Here is a 14,182-nt window from a genome sequence, read left to right as displayed (position 1 = left end):
CGGCAGGAGCAGTGCCATGACGCAACGGAAATACTTTGGAACCGACGGCATTCGCGGTCTGGTGGGCCAGTGGCCGATCAGCGCGGACTTCATGCTGCGCCTGGGCCGCGCCGTGGGCGTGGTGCTGGCCCGCCACGGGCGCGCGCGGCCGAAGGTGCTGATCGGCAAGGACACCCGCGTGTCCGGCTACATGTTCGAGTCCGCCCTGGAAGCCGGCCTGGTCGCCGCCGGCGCGGACGTGTCCCTGCTCGGTCCGATGCCGACGCCGGGCGTGGCCTTTCTCACGCGCTCGCTGCGCGCGGATGCGGGCATCGTGATCAGCGCTTCGCACAACCCGCATCACGACAACGGCATCAAGTTCTTCTCGGCCAACGGCGAAAAACTCTCCGACGAGGTGGAGCACGCCATCGAGGAAGAGCTGGAACTGGAGTTCACCACGGTTCCGTCCGAACAGCTCGGCAAGGCCACCCGCATCGCGGACGCCGTGACGCGCTACGCGGAGTTCTGCAAGTCCACCGTGTCGGAGGATTTCAGCCTGCGCGGCCTGCGCATCGTGCTGGACTGCGCCAATGGCGCGACCTACCAGGTGGCGCCCAAGGTGTTCTCCGAACTCGGCGCGGTGGTGAGCACCATCGGCGACCGGCCCGACGGCTTCAACATCAACCGCGACGTGGGCTCCACCCATCCGCAGGCGCTGGAGCGCGCGGTGGTGGAGCAGGGCGCGGACCTCGGCATTGCCTTCGATGGCGACGGCGACCGCGTGCAGCTGGTCGACCGCGAAGGTAAGCTGGCGGACGGTGACGACATTCTTTTCGTGCTGGCCAACGCATGGCATGCCCAGGGCCTGCTGCTGGGCCCGGTGGTCGGCACGCTGATGAGCAACTACGGCCTGCAGCTGGCGCTGGCCCAGCACGACGTGCAGCTGATCCGCGCCAACGTGGGCGACCGCTACGTGCTGCAGCAGCTCAAGGAGCACGGCGGCAACCTGGGCGGCGAGACCTCCGGACACATCCTGTGCCTGGACCGCGCCACCACGGGCGATGGCATCGTTTCGGCGCTGGCCGTGCTGGAAGCGCTGGCCTATGCCGGCACCGACCTGGCGGAAGCGCGCCGGGGCCTGAGCAAGATGCCGCAGATCATGATCAACGTTCGCGCGGACGGCGCCCGCGAGGCACTGCACAGCGATCCGGTGCGCGAGGCGTTGGCGGAAACCGAGCGCGCGCTGTCCGGCCGCGGGCGCGTGGTACTGCGCGCCTCGGGCACCGAGCCACTGGTCCGCGTGACGGTGGAGGCGGCCGACGAGGGGGAAGTGCGGCAGTTGGCCGAAAGGCTGGCCGGTGTCGTAAAATCCGCCGCAGAACGTTCGTGAGCCTGTAAGAAGTTCGGGGATTCGCATCCCACCCAGGTCGCCAAGGATTGGCCCGACGTGCCCCGCCCCTGCGGTGGCGGATGAAAGAGTCTGTTCGAGATGTTGGGCAGACTCCAAGTGGACCGCACGCACAACCTGTGGACAAGCCATGAAGAAAGTTCCAACCCTCGACATCCGTCGTTACGACACGGACCGTGCCGCTTTCGTTGCCGAGCTGGGCAACGCCTACCGCGAATACGGTTTCTGCTGCATCAGCGGGCACGGTATTCCGCGCGAGCTGATCGACGGCGCGTACGAGTCGTTCCAGCAGTTCTTCGCGCTGCCGACCGACACCAAGATGAAGTACCACGTGCCCGGCAGCGGTGGCGCGCGCGGCTATACGCCGTACAAGGTGGAAACGGCCAAGGACAGCAAGCACGCCGACCTCAAGGAGTTCTGGCACATCGGCCGCGAAATTTCGCGTGATTCGAAGTTCGCGGACGTGATGCCCCCCAACATCTGGCCGACCGAAGTCGCGGACTTCAAGAAGAACGGCTACGGCCTGTTCGAGGCGCTCGACCAGCTCGGCTCACGCGTGCTACGCGCGCTGGCGTTGCACATCGACCTGCCCGAGCATTTCTTCGACGACAAGATCGACCAGGGCAATTCCATCCTGCGTCCCATCCATTATCCGCCGATCACCGAAGACAACATCCCGAATGTGCGCGCCGGCGCGCACGAGGACATCAACTTCATCACGCTGCTGGTCGGCGCCAGCGCCGAAGGCCTGGAAGTGCTCACGCGCGAAGGCGAGTGGCTGCCGATCACCACCGAGGGTGACGCCATCGTGGTGAACATCGGCGACATGCTGCAGCGCCTGACCAACCATGTGTATCCGTCCACCTCGCATCGCGTGGTGAACCCGCAGAACGAGAACGCGCGCAAGCCGCGCTATTCGGTGCCGTACTTCCTGCATCCGAATCCGGACGTGGTGCTCGATCCGCTGCCGCAGACGGTGACGCCGGACAACCCGAGCCGCTACAACACCAGCATCACCTCGCACGAGTACCTGCTCGAGCGCCTGCGTGAAATCAAGCTGATCTAACTCCGCGGCACCTAACTCCCTCTCCCCTCGCGGGAGAGGGGTGGGGAGAGGGGGCAACCCGCGACAGCGTTGCAACAGCCGCTCAAGCCAACCCGCCCAGATCCCGATACCGCTTCGATTCCTTCGCCGATAACCAAAGCGTCAGCCGATCCGGCAGCAGTTTCATCAACGCCTTGATGAAGCGGTTCACGCCGCCCGTCACGTGCACCACGTCGCCACGCTCGACGGCGTCGTAACCCTCGCGCACCACCGCCTCCGCGCTCTGCCACATGAACTTGGGCAGCTTGTTCATCAGTTGGCGCGTGCCGGTAACGTCGTGGAATTCCGACCACGTGAACCCGGGGCAGAGCGCACACACGTTAATACCGCGATGCATGTTTTCCAGCGCCAGCGACTGCGAGAACTTGATCAGGTACGCCTTGCTCGCCGCGTACAGCGTGTGGCCGGCCGAGCCCGGAACATGGCCCGCCAGCGAGGCGACGTTGACGATGCGGCCATAGCCTCGCGCCTGCATGCCGGGCAGCAGGCGCCACGCGAGTTCGGCGGGCGCGGTCATCAGTACCCGGATAAAGGCCTCGTGCGTTGGCCAGTCCACCGCATCGAACGTGCCTGGCACGCCATAACCGGCGTTGTTGATCAGCCAGTCCACCCTAAGTCCACGTGCGTCCAGCACATCGCACAGCTGCGCCACGGCGGCAGGGTCGGCTAGGTCGGCCGGGAGTACAGTGACGGTGGCCTGATGGCGCTCGCGCAGTTCCTGGGCCAGCGCCTCGAGTCGCTCCACGCGGCGCGCCGTCAGCACCAGATCATGGCCGCGGGCCGCAAGTTCCCGGGCAAAGGCGGCGCCGATGCCGGCCGAAGCACCGGTGACCAGGCTGAGCGGACGGGTCGTGGTCATAAAGTGGTCTCCTTGTGGTTCTTCTGATTTTTTCCGTAAAGGCAATAGCTTGTCGTTGGCTCGTTGCCAGTGGCATGGTCGGACGTTAAGCTTTCGGGTTTATACGCAAGGGAACACGCGCATGCGCAAGAAACTCGTCGCCGGCAACTGGAAGATGCATGGTAGCCGCAGCATGGCGACAGCCCTGGTGGGCGACATTGCCGCTGCGCTGCCGCCGGACATCGACGTGGTCGTCATTCCGCCTTTTCCCTACCTGGGCGAACTGGCGATGCAGCATGCGGGATCGGGCCTGGGTTTTGGCGGGCAGGACGTGAGCGAGCACGAAGGGCAGGGCGCCTATACCGGCGAAGTGTCCGCCGCCATGCTGGCCGACGTGGGCGCGCAGTGGGTGCTGGTCGGGCACTCCGAGCGCCGCCAGTATCACCATGAAACCAGCGAACTGGTGGCCCGCAAGTTCGCCGCAGCGCGGGCGGGCGGCCTCACGCCGATTCTCTGCGTGGGTGAAACGCTGGCCGAGCGCGAGAACGGGCTCACCGACGCCGTCGTGGCCCGCCAGCTCAGGGCGGTGATCGAGCTGAACGGCATCGCCAGCTTCGATACCGCCGTGATCGCCTACGAGCCCATCTGGGCCATCGGCACCGGCCACACGGCCACGCCCGAGCAGGCGCAGCACGTTCATGCGTTCATCCGTAGCCAACTGGAAAAAGAAGATGCTATGATTGCCCGTCTGACCCGACTGCTTTACGGCGGTAGTGTCAAAGCGGCTAATGCTGCGGACTTGTTCGCGCAGCCGGACGTGGATGGTGGGTTGATCGGGGGCGCCTCGCTGGCATCGGCTGATTTCCTGGGTATCTGCGCGGCAGCTTACTGAGCGCTACGGACTCTTAAAGAGAACCATGTTCGTCATCTTCAGCGTCTTCTACATTCTGATCGCCGCGGCGATGATCGTGCTGATCCTGATGCAGCGCGGCGCTGGTGCGGACGCGGGCTCCGGCTTCGGCGGCGGCGCATCCGCCACCGTGTTCGGCGCACGTGGCTCGGCAAGCTTCCTTACCCGCACCACGGCCGTGCTGGCCGCGCTGTTCTTCGCGTTGAGCCTCGGCATGGGTATTTACCTGGGCCACAACGGCAAGGCGCAGAGCGACAACGGCGGTGATCTGGGTGTGATGTCAGGTCTTGCCAACAAGCCGGCAGCAACGCAGAATGCGCAGCCCGCCGCTCCGGCCAACGCGGAAATCCCGCAGGCCACCAAGCCGGCTCAGGGCGACGTCCCCGCCGCAACCGCTCCGGCAAAGCCCTCTTCGGGCGACCTGCCGGCCGCGACGGAACCGACGAAGAAGAACTAAGCAAGACACCTGCCCAGGTGGCGGAATTGGTAGACGCACTACCTTGAGGTGGTAGCGCCGAGAGGCGTGGGGGTTCGAGTCCCCCCTTGGGCACCATATGTAAGTTTCAGGACGTCCCATACAGTCCAGAAACAGTAAAGAAACCCGCTACTTGGCGGGTTTTTTTATGCCTGATTGTCCGGAATCGTCCCATAGCGTCCCTTGAAAGCGCGCTCATTCTGGGGGTATATCTGGGGGTATCGGGGGTATGTACCCCCAGTCCGGCGCCCGGGATACCCCCACCATGCCTCTCTCTGACATCGCCATCCGCAAGGCCAAGCCAGCCGACAAACCCCAGAAACTGGCGGACGGGGCAGGCCTCTATCTCCTGGTGAACCCTACGGGGTCCAAGCTCTGGCGCTGGAAGTACCGGGTGGCCGGTCGGGAGAAGGTGCTGGCGCTTGGTGCCTACCCAGCCATCTCCCTGACATCGGCCCGCGATGCCTGCACCGAGGCCAGGCGGCTACTCGCGCAGGGTGTCGATCCGAGTGAGGCGAAGAAGAACGCCAAGCAAGCAAAGATCGAGTCGAACACACCGGCCATCACCTTCAAGCAGGTTGCTGAGCAATGGATGCTCCGTCAGCACGTCGCCGAAGTGACGGCCAACAAGTCCCGTTGGATTCTTCAGTCGTTCCTCTATCCCGATTTGGGGGAGCGCCCCATTGCCGAGATTGAAGCTCGCGAGCTGCTGGAAACGCTGCGCAAGGTAGAAGATGCCGGCATGCTGGAAACGGCGAAGCGTGCGCGCGTGAAAGCGGGACAGGTGTTCCGCTTCGCTGTGCTGGAAGGGCTGGCGAATAGCGATCCGACGTCAAGTCTTCGAGGCGCATTGAAGGCACCTAAGGTCAAACATCACGCCGCCATCGTGGAGCCTGCAAAGGTAGGCGAGCTGCTTCGCGCCATGGATGGATTCTCCGGTCAGTTCGTCACGCAATGTGCCTTGAAGCTGGCCCCGCTGGTGTTTGTGCGGCCTGGCGAGCTTAGGCAAGCCCAATGGTCGGAGTTCGATCTGGACGAGGCTATGTGGCGCATCCCGGCCATGCGCATGAAGATGAAAGCGGCTCATCTGGTGCCTTTGTCTACGCAGGCAGTCGCCATTCTGCGCGAGTTGCACGCCATGACTGGGCAGGGAGACTACCTGTTCCCCGGTTTGCGCACAGCTAGCCGCCCGATGTCGGAGAACACCGTCAATGCCGCCTTGCGTCGTCTTGGCTACGGCGGCGATGAAATGACCGGCCATGGCTTCCGCAGCCTCGCAGCCACACGCCTCAACGAGATGGGGTGGAACGCCGACGCCATTGAGCGCCAGCTAGCGCACGCCGAGTCCAACAAGGTCCGCGAGGCCTACACCCATGCCGCCCAATACCTGGATGAGCGCAAGCGCATGATGCAGGCGTGGGCGGATTATCTGGATGGACTGCGAGCTGGCGGCAAGGTCGTGGCGATTGGAAGAAAGTTGGCCTGAGCAGCTCCGCACGCCCGTCGACTCTGGCGGCGTACGTCGCGGCTATACCTGGTTGCGAGCATTGCGTGCTGCAATCCGTGCCATCACCCAGGCGTCAATTTCTGACGCCACCCACCATACCGAATGCGTGTCATCGTCATGAACGGGCAACGGGAACGTCCCTGCCTTCATGCGCGCGTAGATGGATGATCTACTCAGGCCGGTTCGGCGCTCGACCTCGCGGCGTGGCAATAAGCATTCACTCATACAGAATCCTTGAAGCCTTGAAAGTATTCCGCCACGCATGACGCTGCGTGGGTGTACGATTCGCGCCATGTGGATCTGCATCCGCTGCCATACCGAATTCCCGGAATTCACGGGAGGTGCCGAGGCGAACATCGATAGCTTTGGCCTGCACTTCATGTGCCCGGTTTGTGGTCGCCGGAATCGCCTGCGTAGCTTAGGCTACGACGAAGAGGGCTTCTTGCGCCTGGAGCAGATTGACGAGCCGGAGTGAGTTTCTCAGCGCCGCGTGTTCATCGCCCACTCGTCTACTTCGGATTTTTCCATGACTGGGTACGGACTTATCAAGCGATTCAAAGTCACGTTGACGTTGTAGATCATGGTCTCTCCGCCAAGTGGTGAGATAAGCCGCTGATTCAGCGGATCTTTTCTTTCGCTGATTTCCGCCAGACTATATTTCGGCCCATATTGTGGTTTGTGCTGGGTCAGGCCGCTCTCGGCGTCGTTATATTGGCCGGGGAACCACATCCTTGAGCATGAGGCGAGGATGCGTCTTGGCTAAATTTCCTTGAGACGGTTATGTGCAAGACCGCACTCATGAACCATGCTCACCGTACGTGCCATCGGTAGCGCGATATTCCGCTACCGATGGCACGTGCTCGTGGTGTTCATCCGACGTAGCCGGACTCACAGGATTGCAGATAACCGATCACGTCGTCGGTGCGGCCTTCGGCGATCAGTTCAAGCGCGGTCTTGCCAGCAAACGTTGTGAGCGGCTGGCTGAGCCACCAAACCGCTTTGGCTCGATCGCCGGAGATCGATTCGGCAAGATCGATAACACGATCAACGTCTTGCATGGAGCCTTCCTCGCGCTAAATCTCTTCAAGACACACCGTGATTTTTAAGCCGTGGCAACTCGGGTAGAAAAAAGTCGATGCGAAACGTACCAACAGACAAGCCCCGTTATAAGCATCGATGGCACGACAAACCACCATGTCATGAGCAAGAACATGGCGTCTGTCGATGAACGAATAAATACCAATAAAACGCCGAGTGGGAGCGGTATTACCGAGAGTGTCCCAGCAGGTGCAACTGCAGGCGAAGCGAGCAGAACCCCACAGATGATGAACAATCCTTGCTTACGATGCGTAGGCCACGCCGACTTTTGTAGCTGGTAGAGGGCGAGTGCTAGCAAGCCCACGCCGATCACCATCTCGGCGAGTGAAAGTAGCCCAAGGATCAAAGCGGCGGACAGCATTGCCATGAGATTTAGACGCCGCCGCCTCCAAAAAACAACCATCCTAGCAGCGCCAAAAGTTGTATTCCGGCACATAGCACAACCACAAATGTGGTGAGCCGCTTAGAGAACAGGACAAGGACCCAACTCAGTATGGTCATGACTACAGGCACTACGAGATAAAATCTTGTCTGGCCTGAGTTGGGGTAACCCGGTACGTGTTGTGCGATCACCGAACGATATAAGACGCCCCCTAAAACTGAGATGATCAGCCACATGGTCGCCATGCAAATCGCGACTATTTGAGAGCTTGCCGTACGGCTTCTTGACATAGGTCGCATCCTCAGAACCCCGCCGCATTATTGTTGATGTCCGGATTGGCGTATAGAAACGCATTTGCGGTTAGCCATTGAAATATCAAAGGTCCGGTCTCTTGATTTAGCCACGCATTCGGGCCTTCCCCGCTGCCGACAATGTCTGCGCCAAATTCGCCGTGCGCACCCGCAACAATCGAAATCTCAACCTGGCCACCGAAGATATGACCCGGCCTGGTGATGTTAGTAATTTTCAATCTGCACGGGTCGACAATCTGCGTGATGGGATTTCCACCGGTCAGCGTCAAGTCGTGAGTTCCGGTTTCAGCATAGGGTGCACCTGGGGCGGAAAAATGCCGCATCGCCTCGAAGGCATCGCCAGCCGAACAGCCCCAACAGATGGGCGTATAGACGTGATAGTAGTGCGGATCCAACCCAAGGGGATCGACGTAGCTCAGAGGGTCGCTACCGACATAAGCGAACAAGCTTGGGCCTGCGGCTAGTCCCATCGGATCAGGCTGGTCGTACCGCCCCGTGGCTGATTCATAGTAGCGATGGACGTTGTAATTCAGCCCGGTCTCTACATCGAAGTACTGGCCGGGGAATCGCAATCCGTAGCTAAAGCCGTTTGAACTCGTCGGCACTTGCTCCCCAAATGCATTCCCCTGATAAGCAACCTGCCAGACCGTGTTCCCACTTGCATCCGTCACCGCACGCGGCGTATTCAGCCCATCCGTATGCACGTAACTCACCGTGCTTACGCCGCCGGCCGTGTCGACGGTCGCTACCGGCACATCGCCCAGCCACACATAGTCGCGTGAGCTGCTGCCGTACTCCCCGATCAGCTGACTCGCCTCATCGTAGGCAAACCGCAGGCTGCTGGCGGCGGGGAAGGTCGCCACCTTGGCCGTGCGCTGCCCCAGTGCGTTGTACGTGTACGTGCCCACCGTGCTGCCATCGCGCTGCACGATAGTCATGCGGTTGCGGGCGTTGTAGCCGTAGCCGAAGGTGTCGCCGCCGATGGTGCTGCCGGTGGTGTTGCCGTTGGCGTCGTAGGTGCGGGCAGCGTTGCCGATGGCGGTGAGGTGGTGGGTTCCCGGCTGGTAGGTATAGGTGCCGGTGGCGAGGCCGTTGCCGGTCTTGCTCAAGCGATCGCCGGTCTTGTTGTAGGTATAGGTTTCTTCCGGGTTGTTGCTGGCGTCGTAGAGGCCGGTGAGGCGGTAGAGCGGGTCGTAGGTATAGGTTTCCGTGGCCGGGTTGGCACCGGCCGCATTACCCAAGGCGGTGATGTTGCCCATGGCATCGCGCGCGAAGTGCAGGTTGAGCGCGGGGCTTACCACGTCGGTGAGGGCGTAGTTGGCGTCGTAGGTCCGCGTGATGGTCTGGCCGTTGCCCAGCGTGTAGCTGGCGATGGGGCCGAAGGGCAGGTAGCTGATGGCGGTGACCACATTGCCGGCACCCGCGCCAGTGGCGCCCGGCGGCAGCGCGGTGACGCCGCTGATGCGGCCGGCGGCATCGTGGCTGTACTGGATGGAGGTGCCGGCGGGCGTCAGCGTGCTGGCAAGGCGGTCGGCCAGGGTGTAGCCGTAGGCAGTGACGTCCGTCACCGTGCCCTGAGTCTGGCTCTTGCGCGTGACATTGCCGTGCGCGTCGTAGCAGTACACCGTGGTCACGGCGGTTTCGATGATGCGGGTGAGGCGACCCACCGAATACGATGCCGGGCAGCCCGTGACGCTGTTGGGCTCGTCGTAGGCATAGGCCACATTGAGCGTGCCATCGGCATAGGTAGTGGCGGTGCGACGGTTGAGTGCGTCGTACGTGCTGTGGCTCACCACGCCTTTGGCGTCCGTGCGCTGGATGACGTTGCCCGCCGTGTCGTACACATAGGCGGTGCTGCCGGTATCGGGGCTCTGCACGCCGGTGGCATTGCCCAGGCCGTCGTAGCTGTAGGTGGTGTTGAGTCCATCCGGATCGCTGACGCCTTCCAGCCGGTCGTTGGCGTCGTAGGCGAAAGCACTCTGCGTGTTCTGCGTGGCGGTATCCGTGCCGTTGTAGTTGTCGATGGTGGTGATCAGGCGATTGAGCCCGTCATACCCCTGCTTGCGCTGAACGCCCAGCGCATCGGCGGTATGCACCAGATTGCCGTTGGCGTCGTAGCTGTCGGTGTAGCTGGCGTTGAAGATAGCGTGGCTCAGGCCATCCGTGACCTGAGTGAGCTGACCCAGCGTGTTGTACGTGCGCGACAGGCTGCGACGCAACGTGCCGTTGCTGTCATAGGTCTGCTCGGCGGTTTTGTTGCCAGCCGCATCGAGCGTGTACTGCACATAGTTGCCGAGGGCGTCGGTGATCCGGGTGAGGCGGTGCGCGGCGTCGTAGCCGTAGTTGATGACTACACCATCGGGGTCGGTGATGGAGGCTACTGCGCCGTAAGGGGTATAGGTGAGCGTGGTGGTGGCATCAGCGGACGAGGCGGAACCGTTGGCGTTGACGCGCACGGTGCGTGTCAGCAACCAGCCGCGCGGGCTATAGGTGAGGTCAGTGATGACGCCGTTGGTATCGGACTGGCGCACCACACGGCCGTTCTTGTCGTAGGCAACGCTGGTGGTGATCTGACCCAGGGCGTTGGTCACCTGATAGAGATCGCCGGCGCGGTGACAGGCACCACCGGCCGTACCGCAGCCGGACTCGTCAGTCGCCAGGTAATAGGCGTAGCTGGTGACATCCGACACGTCCGTGCGCGGGCCATCCACCGAGAGCAGTAAACCGGTCAGCGGGCACTGCGCGCCGTCGGCGGCGGTGCAGTAGGTGTAGCGCCATTGGCGCACGCCGACGGGGGCGTTGGGGTTGCTGCCGCAGGGATAAGTGGTGGCGCCGGCGATGGCGGGGTCGACATCGCAGCGGGCGGTATTCCAGCCCGGTGTGTTGTAAACCCAGTCAGTCTTGAGGGTGCAGGCCAGTTTCCCCATCGCGTGAAGCTCGGCCAGGCTGCCAGCGCCTGGATTGAATCCGAAGTCCTTCAATGGTGCGCTGATCGCATCGCGGCCTCTCGCGGGGCGGCAGCATGAGTGCGCCCAAGCTAACCGGCTGCCGCTGCCAGTGCTGCGCTTGCGGGGAATACTTCGGAAACGTCGTGGTGTTCGACCGCCACAGGGTAGGGCGCCACGGCGTGGATCGCCGATGCCTGTCCCGGTCCGAGATGTCCGCTCTTGGCTGGGCGCAGAACGACCGAGGGTTCTGGCTCCGAAGGCCTCTGGAATGTGGCCCCGTGGGGGTAAACGCAGGTTCGAATCGCGCCCCCCGCTACCAACCTACAGGGGATATGCAATGAGGCCTCGTAGCCGCCAAAAGCACAAGGGACGGAAGGAGTCAGGAACCTTCACGATGATCCCGCATGCAGTCCAGGACTCACCTAACTGGAAGGCCTGTGGGGGCTCAGCCGTCAAGTTGCTCTGTGATGTGGCCCGTCAATACAACGGCCGCAACAACGGCGACCTCTGCGCGTCGATCAGTGTTCTTCGCAGCCGTGGATGGACGTCACCGGACACGTTGAAATGGGCGCTTCGCGAGCTGCGGTACTACGGCTTCCTGACACTCACACGTCAGGGTGGTCTGAACTGCGCCAGCCTCTACGCTGTTACCTGGAAGCCCATAGACGACTGCGGTGGCAAGCTGGATTGTCCATCGACGTCAGTTGCCTCCAGCGACTGGAAGGTCCCACGAGAGCCGTTCATACGCCCTAGGAAAAACAGCGAGCCCAGTACGGATTCCGTAGCAGATCGATACGTATTCCGTAGTAGTGGGCGTCAAGAAGCGGCCTGATCGATACGGATTCCGTAGCGATAGGGGCTGTTTTCGACCCTTCGCCCAGTACGGATTCCGTACACCTATATAGATTCTTACCAAGGGGCTTACGCTTATGCTCTCGCCTTCCATCTCTGCCCTGGACCACGGCGGCCAGTTTTCTGACTTAGAAAAACTGCTGGCGGCCACTGCACGAACTCCAGGCTGGAACAACCGGCCGCGAGACATCCGCCAGTACCAGTTGGGCAGCTGTGTCCTGTACGTCGTGCCGTATCGGCGTTGGGCATGGCATCGCCGTGAGCGTGAAATCGCTCGGGCCAAGCTCGACATCGCAAACTGAGGTCAAGTGCGATGGCGGACGGTGGGCAGACCGTTGACCAATGGGACCTCGTAGAAATGGCAGCGCGAATCCTGGCTAGGGCGTTTGGCACGGGTTACGGCTGGGCCCCGCTGATGCAGGAGGCTCGTATAGAGGAGCCCGGCAGTGAGGTACTGGACCAGTCCTGCGTGCTCGCCATAGCCAAGCGGGGCCCAGTCATAGAGCAGGCTGCGAAGTCCATCGACGGTTGCCGACATGTCCGCCGCCAGCATCGGTGGAGTACGTCCCGTACCGTCGTCGCCATCCCGAGCTATCGCCATGACACAGAGGCCATCGCCGCGCTGAGCTTCGCCAAACTGGATGGTCCTCTGGAAGCCATCCTGTTGCTGTATGCGACGGGGGGCGTAAACCGATACTGGCCGACCGTGAAACGGTTTGGGCTGGCAAGGAAACCGTCTTGGGCCGATGACTGCGCCATCACGGATGCGATGCAGCGGATTCTCTGTGGACGCGCAGCGATCTCCCAGGACGACCGGGCGCGAGAGCTTCGGATGCGGGCTAGTGCCTTCCGGGAACTGACGCGGGAATACGAGCGGCGATTGCTATGCTGGCTGGGGCGGGCGGCTTCCGCTTATCTTGTAGCGCTTGGAAAGTAGATTTTTTGGAGGGGCGATGACCGAAGACGACAAGGTGGCAGCAGTTGATAAAGTGCTGGGGGAGCCTTGGTTGGCCGAACTAAGTGAAGATGCCTTAAAGGTGCGTCGAAACCTTCTGGTGGCCAGCTTCATCTCAATTGGCGGAACAGTAGCCGGGGTGCGAATCGCTGCTGACTCTCCCATCTTCGGCTTTCATCTGCAGAACCTGACAGACGATTTGTTGCGATCTGGCATGGCGATCACGGTTGGGTATCTCCTGCTCCACTTTGTCTGGTATGCGTTCGATAGCTTCATGGGATGGAGGGTGCGGATCACGGGAACCAGGCAGGCATTCATAACGGCCGGGACGTTTGGTGATGAGAATCTCGACTACACCGGGGATTTGCGCCAATCCAGCCTCTACAACTGGTGGAAGGGAAAACGGCAATACTTTGGTTCCCTAAAGGGTCGAATGCCAGCTATCGAAGCATCAGTAAGTGACCTTCGCAGAACGATCGAATCCCTGCAGTCAGGTGGCGACATCATTCAAAACTCGACAGCCGTCACTGACGCTCTAGCCAGTGTTGAGGGCCGCATGGTGGAGTTAAGGCACGCAATTGAGAATGCAGAAAGGCAAGATTCTTCTCCCCGTATCCTTGCGTCGCTGAATCGATTCGATCGATGGTTTTCTTTGTGGCTGCGGAGCCAGAATCTGCGGTGGCTGGTAATTGACGTTCTTGTTCCGCTAGTCGCGGGTTCCGTCGCTGTGATCTTGTTGCTTTGCCATCGCGTCTGAAGGCAGTAAGGGTGATCAGGGACGGAAACGCACCCTGCCGACGACTAATTTAGTAGAGGGGCGTACTGCCTTGCGTATACCTCTCCCGACGCCGTGCCGGGTCATGCACGGCAATCAAATTCCACAAGGCAGAGAGGTGCCAAATCATGGGTGGTAGTAGCTAGCCGAAAAACACGACGACCACGACGGTCACGCAGCTTCCCGATTGGCTGCGCAACGACTATCAGAACTTCATCAACCAGACGAACGCAGTCAACGCGTTGCCATACCAGCAGTATCCCGGGCAACTCACCGCCCCGCTTACATCCGATCAGCAGAATGCACAGTACCTTGCTCAGCTCGGATCGGCTGGGTAGCTCGGTAATCAGCAGAATCAATCTTCGGCCCTGCAATCGATTGTCAACGGCCAGTACAGCATCAATCCGTCATCTAATCCCTGGATGGGAGCCACGACGCAGGTCGGGACGAACCAGTACATGGGTCAGAACCCGCAGTTGCAGTCGATGATCAACCAGGCCAATACGAACCTGACCAACACGTACCAGAACAGCGTGGCGCCATAGCTCGCTGCGCAGTTCGCCCAGGGCGGTGCATTCGGTGGGTCGGCCTACAACCAGCAGGTACAGAACGCCCAGAACACACTGGCGCAGAACATCG

14 protein-coding genes and 1 tRNA gene are annotated in these 14,182 nt (G+C 61.5%); 10 read left to right on the top strand and 5 right to left on the bottom strand.

What is annotated here, in order from left to right:
* Positions 1–16 precede the first annotated feature (16 nt).
* Together glmM and BDW41_RS04255 are read left to right on the top strand one after the other, a co-directional pair.
* Positions 17–1,369 carry a phosphoglucosamine mutase gene (gene glmM / locus BDW41_RS04260; RefSeq protein WP_074546801.1) on the top strand — a complete coding sequence of 451 codons (1,353 nt, stop codon included), beginning with the start codon at positions 17–19 and terminating at the stop codon, positions 1,367–1,369.
* A 148-nt stretch (positions 1,370–1,517) separates the two neighbouring features.
* Positions 1,518–2,453: a 2-oxoglutarate and iron-dependent oxygenase domain-containing protein gene (locus BDW41_RS04255; RefSeq protein WP_074546800.1), complete on the top strand. Its 936-nt coding sequence runs from the start codon at positions 1,518–1,520 to the stop codon at positions 2,451–2,453.
* A gap of 82 nt (positions 2,454–2,535) precedes the next feature.
* Here BDW41_RS04255 and BDW41_RS04250 read toward each other — a convergent pair whose 3' ends face one another.
* Positions 2,536–3,351 (bottom strand): SDR family oxidoreductase, encoded by an 816-nt coding sequence (locus tag BDW41_RS04250; RefSeq protein ID WP_074546799.1) that lies wholly within the window; start codon positions 3,349–3,351, stop codon positions 2,536–2,538.
* A gap of 121 nt (positions 3,352–3,472) precedes the next feature.
* On the opposite strand from BDW41_RS04250, the gene tpiA reads away from it, so the two are divergent.
* The 4 genes from tpiA (at position 3,473) to BDW41_RS04230 (ending at position 6,201) form a co-directional block, all read left to right on the top strand.
* Positions 3,473–4,222, top strand: a complete 750-nt coding sequence (tpiA, locus tag BDW41_RS04245; RefSeq protein WP_074546798.1) for a triose-phosphate isomerase — start codon at positions 3,473–3,475, stop codon at positions 4,220–4,222.
* Between the two features lie 25 nt (positions 4,223–4,247).
* Positions 4,248–4,697 (top strand): preprotein translocase subunit SecG, encoded by a 450-nt coding sequence (gene secG, locus BDW41_RS04240; protein ID WP_074546797.1) that lies wholly within the window; start codon positions 4,248–4,250, stop codon positions 4,695–4,697.
* 11 nt (positions 4,698–4,708) lie between these two features.
* Positions 4,709–4,793 (top strand) — tRNA-Leu (locus tag BDW41_RS04235).
* Between the two features lie 187 nt (positions 4,794–4,980).
* Positions 4,981–6,201, top strand: a complete 1,221-nt coding sequence (locus tag BDW41_RS04230; RefSeq protein WP_074546796.1) for a tyrosine-type recombinase/integrase — start codon at positions 4,981–4,983, stop codon at positions 6,199–6,201.
* 42 nt (positions 6,202–6,243) lie between these two features.
* Here the strand turns inward: BDW41_RS04230 and BDW41_RS23840 are convergent, their stop codons facing one another.
* On the bottom strand, positions 6,244–6,447 hold the full coding sequence (locus tag BDW41_RS23840) for an AlpA family phage regulatory protein (protein WP_083337503.1): 204 nt from the start codon (positions 6,445–6,447) through the stop codon (positions 6,244–6,246).
* Between the two features lie 67 nt (positions 6,448–6,514).
* Here BDW41_RS23840 and BDW41_RS04220 point away from each other — a divergent pair, with 67 nt between their 5' ends.
* Complete coding sequence (locus tag BDW41_RS04220) at positions 6,515–6,697, top strand: hypothetical protein (protein WP_074547809.1); 183 nt, start codon at positions 6,515–6,517, stop codon at positions 6,695–6,697.
* Positions 6,698–6,702: 5 nt separating this feature from the next.
* On the opposite strand, the gene BDW41_RS22920 is transcribed toward BDW41_RS04220, so the two are convergent.
* The 3 genes from BDW41_RS22920 to BDW41_RS04210 all read right to left on the bottom strand — a co-directional run bounded on the left by BDW41_RS22920 (position 6,703) and on the right by BDW41_RS04210 (position 10,940).
* Positions 6,703–6,951: a hypothetical protein gene (locus tag BDW41_RS22920; RefSeq protein ID WP_146217299.1), complete on the bottom strand. Its 249-nt coding sequence runs from the start codon at positions 6,949–6,951 to the stop codon at positions 6,703–6,705.
* 140 nt (positions 6,952–7,091) lie between these two features.
* Positions 7,092–7,280, bottom strand: coding sequence for an antitoxin Xre/MbcA/ParS toxin-binding domain-containing protein (locus BDW41_RS04215; protein WP_074546793.1), 189 nt, complete (start codon positions 7,278–7,280; stop codon positions 7,092–7,094).
* A gap of 723 nt (positions 7,281–8,003) precedes the next feature.
* Positions 8,004–10,940 carry an RHS repeat-associated core domain-containing protein gene (locus BDW41_RS04210; protein ID WP_074546792.1) on the bottom strand — a complete coding sequence of 979 codons (2,937 nt, stop codon included), beginning with the start codon at positions 10,938–10,940 and terminating at the stop codon, positions 8,004–8,006.
* A 950-nt stretch (positions 10,941–11,890) separates the two neighbouring features.
* Here BDW41_RS04210 and BDW41_RS22910 point away from each other — a divergent pair.
* The 3 genes from BDW41_RS22910 (at position 11,891) to BDW41_RS23835 (ending at position 14,088) form a co-directional block, all read left to right on the top strand.
* A complete protein-coding gene (locus BDW41_RS22910) occupies positions 11,891–12,115 on the top strand; it encodes a hypothetical protein (protein WP_146217298.1) in 225 nt (74 codons plus the stop codon).
* Positions 12,116–12,766: 651 nt separating this feature from the next.
* A complete protein-coding gene (locus tag BDW41_RS04195) occupies positions 12,767–13,525 on the top strand; it encodes a hypothetical protein (protein WP_074546789.1) in 759 nt (252 codons plus the stop codon).
* 440 nt (positions 13,526–13,965) lie between these two features.
* Positions 13,966–14,088 carry a hypothetical protein gene (locus BDW41_RS23835; protein ID WP_255412958.1) on the top strand — a complete coding sequence of 41 codons (123 nt, stop codon included), beginning with the start codon at positions 13,966–13,968 and terminating at the stop codon, positions 14,086–14,088.
* Positions 14,089–14,182: the final 94 nt, after the last annotated feature.

The sequence above is a fragment of the Dyella sp. AtDHG13 genome (assembly GCF_003201105.1).
Taxonomy (GTDB): Bacteria; Pseudomonadota; Gammaproteobacteria; order Xanthomonadales; family Rhodanobacteraceae; genus Dyella; species Dyella jiangningensis_B.
Note: the sequence above shows the minus strand (reverse complement) of the source record. Positions and strands in the feature narration are given on the sequence as shown.